This window comes from Kitasatospora sp. NPDC043950, from assembly GCF_056435345.1.
In genome coordinates this window covers 19,320-27,806 of sequence record NZ_JBWKER010000015.1, presented here as the reverse complement: position 1 = coordinate 27,806, position 8,487 = coordinate 19,320, and the positions used below count along the sequence as shown (strand labels likewise).

Here is an 8,487-nt window from a genome sequence, read left to right as displayed (position 1 = left end):
CCCCAACTGTCTCCACCCCCCCCCCCCCCCCCCCCCCCCCCCCCCCCCGCGGCCACCCCCCCCCCCCCCCCCCCCCCCCCCCGGTTTCCTATGCCGACGGCCGGCCGTCGGTGAGGGCGCGGCCGAACCGGAGCGCGGGGCGGTCGTCGAGGGTGAGTTCGGCGACGACCGCGAAGCCGTTGCGGGTGAGGACGGTCTGGGAGGCGAGGTTGTCGAGGGTGGTGACGGCGGTCAGCGACGTGAGGGCGTAGTCCGCGGCGGCCAGCCGGCAGAGGTGGGCGACGGCGGTGGTGGCGACGCCCCGGCCGGTCGCGTGTTCGCCGACGCGGTAGCCGAGTTCGGCGGTGCCGTCGGTGATGTCGACGAGGTTGACGCGGCCGAGGACGGCGCCGGCCGCGTCGAGGACGACGTGGAACCGGCAGACGCCGGAGTCCTGTTCGGCGAGCAGGGCGGCGTGGCGGGCCGGGAACTCGGCGAAGTAGGCGTCACCGCGGTCCGGAACGGTCCGCGCGAACCAGGCGCGGTTGGCGCGCTCGAAGGCCAGCAGGGCGTCGGCGTGGTCCGGGCGGAGGCGTTCCAGGTTCAGCATGCCGCCAGTCTGGCCCGCAGGCCTTCGGCGAGCCAGGCGAATACCTTCCGCGGCCTCTCCGGCGCCCCTCTAAGGTCGTGGCCATGAGTGACATTCAGAACGGGGCCCTGATCCGCGTGCTGCTCGCCGAGGACCAGGGGATGGTCCGGGAGGCGCTGGCGGCGCTGCTCGGGCTGGAGGGGGACATCGACGTCGTCGCGCAGGTGGGGCGCGGGGACGAGGTGGTGGCGGCGGTGCTGGCGCACGAGGTGCAGGTGGCCGTGCTGGACATCGAGATGCCGGGGATGACGGGCATCGAGGCGGCCGCCGAGCTGCGTCGGAACGCGCCGGGGACGAGGGTGGTGATCGCGACGACCTTCGGCCGGCCGGGGTACCTGCGGCGGGCGATGGAGTCGGGGGCGGACGCGTTCCTGGTGAAGGACGCGCCGGCCTCGGAGCTGGCGGAGGCGATCCGGCGGGTGCTGCGCGGGGAGCGGGTGATCGATCCGGTGCTGGCGGCGGCCGCGCTGGCGGAGGGGGCGAATCCGCTGACGGCGCGCGAGCGGGACGTGCTGGGCGCGGCGGCGGACGGGGCGGTGAACGCGGACATCGCGCGGCGGCTGCACCTGTCGGAGGGGACGGTCCGCAACTACCTGTCGATGGCGATCCAGAAGACCGAGGCCCGCAACCGCACCGAGGCGGTGCGGATCGCCCGGGAGAAGGGCTGGCTCTGAGCGCGCCCCGGCTGACTCCGAGCGCGCCCCCCGACTGGCTCCGAGCGAGTTCCCGGGCGGTCGTCAGTTGAGCCGGTGCCGGGCGGCCCGGGCCTCCTGGCGGACCTTGGCGGCGGTGTCGGGGTCGAAGGTGTCGAGGATCTGCGCGAAGGCGTCCATCTCGGCCGAGCCACCGAGGAAGTCGCCGGTGCGGACGAGGAGTTCGGCGCGTTCGAGGCGGAGCTGGGCGGGGTGGCGGGGCAGCAGGAGGGCGAGTTCGGTGGCCCAGAGCTGGGTGCGGGCGTGTTCGGGGCGGTCGGCGGCCCAGGCGCGGATGTTGCCGAGCACGCGCAGCACGAGGTCGAGCGGCTGGGCGGGGGTGAGCAGGTCGGGGTTGAACTCCTGCCCGGCGCCGCGGACCAGGCGTTCGGCGTCGTCCGGGTCGAGCAGCCGCCCGCCGTGGAAGGGGTCGGCGAGCACGTACTCGTCGCCGCCGCCCGGCCCGCCGACGGCGACGATGACGTGGCCGGGCAGCGCGATGCCGTGGACGGCGAGCCCGGCTCGCCGCCCGACCGCCATCCACACCAGGGACAGCATGATCGGCAGTCCGCGCCGCCGCCGCAGCACGTCGGGCAGCAGCGAGGATTCGAGCCGCCGGTAGTCGGACTGCCGCCCGTGGAAGCGTTCCCGCCCGCCGAGGACGGCGGCGAGCAGGGCGGCGGTCTCCTCCGGGCCGGCGGGGGCGCGTTCGGCGACGGCGAGCCGGACGGCGCTCGCGTGCCGGTCGAGGGCGGCCTCGCAGGCGGCGAGCAGGGCGTCCACGCTGGGCGGTTCCCCGGGGTCGTCCGGGTCGAGGACCGGGCCGTGTTCGGCGGCGGCGAGCAGGCAGAGCAGCACCGGGTCGGGATGCTCGGCGCGGGCGGCGGTCCGGAAGCGGTCTCTGCTCTGCTCGGTCACGGTGACGGCGACGGCTTTCGTACGACGGGCGGGCGAACGGCGGGCGAGGAGCGGCGGGCGGGCGGGGCGGCGGTGCGGGCGGGCGGTGCTACCCCTGGGGGAGAAGGGCGTAGTGGTAAGTGTGACTGGTCGTGAAGCCGAGTCCGTCATAGAGCGCGATCGCCCCGGTGTTGTCCACCTCGACCTGGAGGTATCCACCGGTCGCCCCCTCCTCGGCGGCCCGGGCGGCGAGCACCGCCATGACGGTCGTGGCCAGCCCGGCCCGCCGGGCGTACGGCGCGACCTCGATCGCGCCGAAGCAGGCCCAGGGCCCGTCGACGACGCAGCGCCCGATCGCCAGCGGTGGCTGTCCGGGGGCGCCCGGCACGGTGGCGAACCAGACCGACGGCCCGCCGTGCAGCACCTGCCGGGCGGCCCGTTCCAGCGCCTCGTCCTCGCCGACCCGGCGGTAGAGCGAGAGCCAGGCCGGGTCGGCGGTCCGGGCGAGCCGGACCCGCTCGGGCCCGGAGCCGGCCCGGGCGAGCCCGGCCAGCGGGGCGGTGCGCACCAGGGTGGGCGCGTAACGGGCTCCCAGCCGGTCGAGCTCGGCCCGCAGCTCGTCCGGCGAGCCCGGGGTGATCACCTCGACGTACGCGGGAAGGCCGCGCGCCGCGTACCAGCGGTGGACGGCGGTGAGCGCGTCGGGCAGCGGCAGTCCGGGGTCACCGAGCGCCTGGACGGAGTTGGCGCGGCGGGTGAACCCGGCCGAGGCGCGCAGCGTCCACGCGCCGAGCGGCTCCTGTTCGACGGCCGGCCAGCCGCGGGCCGCGATCCGCTGGAGTTCGACGGGCGTGGCGGCGGGCAGCGGTGCGCGCCGGGCCGGGAAGAGCGGCACGACCTTGCCCGCGACCAGCAGCTTCTCGGGGAAGGAGACGGGGTCGCCGGTCCGCGGAGCGACCGTCAGTCCATGATCGTCCCACGATGTGAGCACGCCGATCGAATCCCGGAACACCGGCCGGTCGTCCACGAACCCCGAGAGGCGCCGGACGGACACGCGTCGTCCCACGTCAGAGCGATCTATCCGGACCTCCGGACGGTCCTGGGCCGGGCCGCCTGCCGTCATCTGGGCACCTCCTGTGCATTTGCGGTCTCCGACCCGCGATACTAGGGGCGGGCATCGACGACGCCGCGCTCACCGCGCACGCGAGCAGAACAGAACGGGCCGCCACGGCCCTTCCGAGGAGGAACGACAGCGTGACCTACGTCATCGCGCAGCCTTGTGTCGACGTGAAGGACAAGGCGTGCATCGAAGAGTGCCCGGTTGACTGCATCTACGAGGGCGAGCGATCGCTCTACATCCACCCGGATGAGTGTGTCGACTGTGGCGCTTGCGAGCCGGTCTGCCCGGTCGAGGCGATCTTCTACGAGGACGACACCCCGGAGGAGTGGAAGGACTACTACAAGGCGAACGTCGAGTTCTTCGACGATCTGGGTTCGCCCGGTGGCGCCTCGAAGCTGGGCCTGATCGAGCGCGACCACCCCTTCATCGCCGCTCTGCCGCCGCAGAACGCCGACCACTGACGATCGGTGGCATCTGAGCTGTGAACACCAACAGCACGCGCGCGCCGTTCCCGGGTCACCCGGGGGCGGCGCGCCGCCCATCTGGCCGAGGAAGGCTGTCCGACCTCCTGCCGGTCTTCCCCTGGGACAAGCTGGAGCCGTACAAGGCGACCGCGCTGGCCCACCCGGGCGGTCTCTGCGACTTCTCGGTGGGCACCCCGGTGGACCCGGTCCCCGAGGTGATCCAGAAGGCGCTGGCCGCCGCCACCGACACGCCGGGCTACCCGACGGTGTGGGGCCCGGTGGAGCTGCGCGAGGCGATCGCCGGCTGGCTGCACCGCCGCTGCGGCGCCGAGATCGGTCCGCAGGCCGTGCTGCCGACCGTCGGCTCCAAGGAGCTGGTGGCCTGGCTGCCGACCCAGCTCGGCCTCGGCCCGGGCGACCAGGTCGCCTACCCGCGGCTGGCCTACCCGACGTACGAGGTGGGCGCGCGGCTGTGCGGCGCGGAGCCGGTCGAGTACGACTCGGTGGACGAGCTGGACGGTTCGCGGGTCCGCCTGCTCTGGGTGAACTCGCCGTCCAACCCGACCGGCCGGGTGCTCGGCGCGGACGAGCTGCGCCGGGCGGTCGCCTGGGCCCGGGAGCACGGGGCGCTGCTGGTCAGCGACGAGTGCTACCTGGAGCTGGGCTGGTCCGCCGAGCCGGTCTCGGTCCTGCACCCGGACGTCTGCGGCGCGGGCCACGAGGGCCTGCTGGCCGTCCACTCGCTCTCCAAGCGCTCCAACCTGGCCGGCTACCGCGCCTCCTTCGTGGCGGGCGACCCGGTGGTGGTCAGGGAGCTGCTGGAGGTGCGCAAGCACGGCGGCATGATCGTGCCGGCGCCGGTCCAGGCGGCGACGATCGCGGCGCTGTCGGACGACGCGCACGTGGCGGAGCAGCGGGAGCGGTACGCGGCCCGGCGCTCGGCGCTGCGGGCGGCGCTGGAGGCGTACGGCTTCCGGGTCGAGCACTCGGAGGCGAGCCTCTACCTGTGGGTGACGCAGGACCGCCCGTGCTGGGAGACCGTGGCCGAGCTGGCCGGACTGGGCATCCTGGTGGCGCCCGGCGACTTCTACGGGCCGGCCGGCGAGCGCTTCGTCCGGGTCGCGTTCACCGCGACCGACGAGCGGGTGGCCGCGGCCGTGGAGCGGCTGAACGCGGCCCGCTGACCGACGCCGAAGGGGCCGGTGTTCCGAGAGCGGAACACCGGCCCCTTCGCCGTACCCGGGGCGGGTTACAGCGGCAGGCCGCTGATGCTGCCGCCGTTCACGCCGCCCAGCAGGCCGCCGATCGGGCCGAGCGCGCCGGTGAGGCCGGACAGCGGGTTGTTCGGGCCGAGGTCGGCGCCGCCGAGGCGGTTGGCCGAGCCGTGCTCGGCCAGGCCCAGGACGTCGGTGCCGGGCAGGGCGGGCAGCGCGCGCGCGACGGAGCCGAGCGGCAGCGCGTCGGTGACGGCGTTGGTGCCGGGGACGGCGCCGGCGAGCTTGTCGGCGCCGGGCAGGCCCTTGGCGATGGCGCCGGTCTGGGCGAGCCCGCCGACCGGGCTGGCCGCGGCGCTGCGGGTGCCGACGCCCTTGCCGGTGACGGCCTCGCCGAGCTTGCCGGCCAGTGCGGAGGCGACCTTCGGGGTGACGGCGGAGAGCTGGCCGGTGGTGGCGGCGGTCTGGTCGACCGGGGCGGTCAGCGAGCTGGCCTTCTCGTTCGCCTCGGGGAGCTGGTGGGCGACGATGTTGCCGGCGGCGTCGGCGGAGGCCGGTACGCCCGCGGCGACGGTGGCGGCGCCGGTGCTGCCGGCGGCCTGGCCCAGCTGGTGGGTGGTGTGCTGGAGGGTGGAACCGGTGTCGGTGTTGGTCAGCTGGCCCAGCGGCGCGGCCAGGTCGCTCTTGGGCAGCAGGGCGTCGCCGCCCAGGGCGGACGCGGAGCCGGCCGCGACCAGCGGGGTCGCGCCGGCCGCCACGAGCAGCGCGGCGCTGGCGATCCGTCGCGTGAGGGGGTGAGACATGGGGCTCCTCGGAGGGTCTGGGTCCGTCACGTCCGCCGGGCGGACTGACGGTGTTACCGCTTGAGAAGCCAGATGGTTTCGGCCTGGACCAGGAAAGTGTCTGACCGACCATCGGATCGTAGGACCGCCGTGACGGCGCCTGGCGGGGTCCGTACGGCCCCGTGGGCCCGGCGCCGGGCAAGGGGAGTGACGGTTCTCCGGCGGGGCCGCCACGGCGGGCTCCCGGTCCACCGGGGTTGACCGGATTCACCCGTCCGGCGGCCACCCGAACGTCAGTGCGTCAGCCCTTGTCGGACGTGGCGAGGGTGACCTGAACGAGCTTGGTCGACGTCCCGGAGGTCTGCGGCTGCCAGCCGTCCTCCGACTTGGTCTTGCGCCAGATCTTCCCGTCGTAGGCGACCGTCGCGATGCCCAGCTGCTGGGCCTGGGCGACCGCCCAGTGGGCGACCTCCCAGCCGCTCGCCCGCTCGGCGGTGATTCCGTCGTCGGTTCCGTCGGTCGAGGAGGTCAGCGCGGCGGCGGACGGGTCCGGGGTGAGCGAGACCGCGTTCTCGGCGCCCTTGATGGTCGAGGCGTACCCGGTGGCCGGGGTCACGGTGCGGCCGAACTCGCGGCGCACCCGGTCGGACAGCACCTGGGCCCGGTCCGCGGCGGTGGGCTGGACGGCGGCCGGGGAGACGGTGGAGCCCGCCGTGGGGGAGGGCGAGTCGACCGGATCCGGCTTGGCGTAGTCGTGCACCACGCAGGAGAACGAACCGGGCTCCCGGCCGGCCAGCGCCGAGGTGAGCAGCGTCGCCTTGGTCTCGTGCTTGGCGTACGCCTGCGGGTAGCCGCTCTTCTGCACGGCCTGGGCCGCGTCGGTCAGCGGCAGCCGGGTGTAGCCGGGCACCTTGACCAGGCCGTCCAGGAACTTGTTGGTCGCGTAGACCGGGTCCCCGATCTGCTGCGCCGTGCCCCAGCCCATCGAGGGCCGCTGCTGGAACAGGCCGATCGAGTCCCGGTCGCCGCCCGCGAGGTTGCGCAGCTTGGACTCCTGCATCGCGGTGGCCAGCGAGATCGTCGTCGCCCGGTCCGGCAGTCCGCGCGAGCGCGCCACCGCGGCGATCGTCGCGGCGTTGGCCGCCTGCGGGAGCTCCAGCGTGCCGCTGCCGGCCGCGGTCTTCACCGAGCAGCCCTCGGGCTCGCCCTGTTTGAAGCCGAACCACCAGATGCCGACCACGGCCAGTCCCGCGACCAGCGCGAGGCCGAGCAGGCCGACGATCACGAGCAACAGCGCGCGCAGTGGACCGCGGCGGGGGGGCGCCAACTCCTCGCCCAGCTCCTCGCCGCTCTTTCTCCTGGCCACCGTCGCCCCTCTCGCGCCTTGCTTCTTGATCCGACACCGTACCCACTCGGACGGGTGTGCGGCGCCACCCGGTTGCGGTTGCCGGTCCGCTCGCTCCGGGGCGGGCCCGCGCGCGCCGCGTCACGGAAGCGCCACACGGGGTGCACGCCACGCGGACTAGGCTGGCGCCATGAGCAGCCCGAACCCGACGCCCCTGGACCTCACCCTCGACGGCGGCGCGCTGACCGCCCGGCTCGTCGACTTCCCGTCGGTGAGCGGCGACGAGCAGGCGCTCGCCGACGCCGTGGAGACCGCGCTGCGCGGCTACCCGCACCTGACCGTGGACCGGTACGGCAACAACGTGGTCGCCCGCACCACCCTCGGCCGCCCCGAGCGCGTCCTGCTCGCCGGCCACCTGGACACCGTGCCGATCGCCGACAACGTGCCCTCCCATGTCGAGGGGGACCTGCTCTACGGCTGCGGCACCTCGGACATGAAGTCCGGCGTCGCCGTCCAGCTGCGGCTCGCCGCCACCCTGCCCGAGCCCAACCGCGACCTCACCTTCGTGTTCTACGACTGCGAGGAGGTGGAGGCCCACCGCAACGGCCTCGGCCACCTCGCCAGGGAGCGCCCGGACTGGCTGGCCGCCGACTTCGCGGTGCTGATGGAGCCGAGCGGCGCGGTCGTCGAGGGCGGCTGCCAGGGCACCCTGCGGGCGCAGATCCGGCTCACCGGCGTGCGCGCGCACTCGGCCCGCAGCTGGCTCGGCGACAACGCCATCCACCACGCCGCCGAGGTGCTCACCCGGCTCGCGGACTACCGGCCGCGCCGGGTGGAGATCGACGGCCTGGAGTACCGGGAGGGCCTGAACGCCGTCCGGATCGACGGCGGCGTGGCCGGCAACGTCATCCCGGACGAGTGCGTCGTGACGGTCAACTTCCGCTACGCGCCGGACCGCAGCGAGGCGGAGGCGGAGAAGCACGTGCGCGAGGTCTTCGACGGCTTCGAGCTGACCGTCACCGACTTCGCCCCGGGCGCGCTGCCCGGGCTCGCCCAGCCGGCCGCCCAGGCCTTCCTGGAGGCCACCGGCGGCCAGGCCCGCGCCAAGTTCGGCTGGACCGACGTCGCCCGGTTCAGCGCGCTGGGCGTCCCGGCGGTCAACTACGGCCCCGGTGACCCGAACCTCGCGCACAAGCGGGAGGAGCACTGCTCGCTGAGCGCCATCGCGGAGACCGAGGAGCGGCTGCGGGCCTGGCTGACCAGCTGAGGTGCCGTTCCGATGATCGGCCGGTCCGACCGGCCGATCATCGGCTGAGCGCCATCTTCCGGTCGCCCAACCGACCTT

General features: G+C 74.7%; 9 protein-coding genes. 4 read left to right on the top strand and 5 right to left on the bottom strand.

Going from position 1 to position 8,487, the window contains the following annotated elements; translation table 11 throughout:
* Window positions 1-88: 88 nt before the first annotated feature.
* The gene (locus tag AC07BF_RS12880; protein WP_363629541.1) at window positions 89-589 is read right to left on the bottom strand and encodes a GNAT family N-acetyltransferase; all 501 of its coding nucleotides are present in this window, start codon (window positions 587-589) and stop codon (window positions 89-91) included.
* A gap of 83 nt (window positions 590-672) precedes the next feature.
* Here AC07BF_RS12880 and AC07BF_RS12875 point away from each other — a divergent pair, with 83 nt between their 5' ends.
* A complete protein-coding gene (locus AC07BF_RS12875) occupies window positions 673-1,302 on the top strand; it encodes a response regulator transcription factor (RefSeq protein WP_063347943.1) in 630 nt (209 codons plus the stop codon).
* Between the two features lie 63 nt (window positions 1,303-1,365).
* Here the strand turns inward: AC07BF_RS12875 and AC07BF_RS12870 are convergent, their stop codons facing one another.
* Window positions 1,366-2,238, bottom strand: a complete 873-nt coding sequence (locus AC07BF_RS12870) for a transglutaminase-like domain-containing protein (RefSeq protein ID WP_363629540.1) — start codon at window positions 2,236-2,238, stop codon at window positions 1,366-1,368.
* Between the two features lie 88 nt (window positions 2,239-2,326).
* The gene (locus AC07BF_RS12865) at window positions 2,327-3,340 is read right to left on the bottom strand and encodes a GNAT family N-acetyltransferase (RefSeq protein WP_478333356.1); all 1,014 of its coding nucleotides are present in this window, start codon (window positions 3,338-3,340) and stop codon (window positions 2,327-2,329) included.
* 131 nt (window positions 3,341-3,471) lie between these two features.
* Between AC07BF_RS12865 and fdxA the strand changes: the two genes are divergently transcribed.
* On the top strand, window positions 3,472-3,798 hold the full coding sequence (gene fdxA / locus AC07BF_RS12860) for a ferredoxin (protein WP_030061559.1): 327 nt from the start codon (window positions 3,472-3,474) through the stop codon (window positions 3,796-3,798).
* 95 nt (window positions 3,799-3,893) lie between these two features.
* Window positions 3,894-4,985, top strand: coding sequence for a succinyldiaminopimelate transaminase (gene dapC, locus AC07BF_RS12855; RefSeq protein ID WP_363586767.1), 1,092 nt, complete (start codon window positions 3,894-3,896; stop codon window positions 4,983-4,985).
* Window positions 4,986-5,050: 65 nt separating this feature from the next.
* Here dapC and AC07BF_RS12850 read toward each other — a convergent pair whose 3' ends face one another.
* The gene (locus tag AC07BF_RS12850; protein WP_363586759.1) at window positions 5,051-5,818 is read right to left on the bottom strand and encodes a hypothetical protein; all 768 of its coding nucleotides are present in this window, start codon (window positions 5,816-5,818) and stop codon (window positions 5,051-5,053) included.
* A gap of 280 nt (window positions 5,819-6,098) precedes the next feature.
* A complete protein-coding gene (locus AC07BF_RS12845) occupies window positions 6,099-7,163 on the bottom strand; it encodes a VldE C-terminal domain-containing protein (RefSeq protein WP_363586758.1) in 1,065 nt (354 codons plus the stop codon).
* Window positions 7,164-7,332: 169 nt separating this feature from the next.
* On the opposite strand from AC07BF_RS12845, the gene dapE reads away from it, so the two are divergent.
* A complete protein-coding gene (gene dapE, locus AC07BF_RS12840) occupies window positions 7,333-8,409 on the top strand; it encodes a succinyl-diaminopimelate desuccinylase (protein ID WP_363586757.1) in 1,077 nt (358 codons plus the stop codon).
* The last annotated feature ends 78 nt before the right edge of the window (window positions 8,410-8,487 follow it).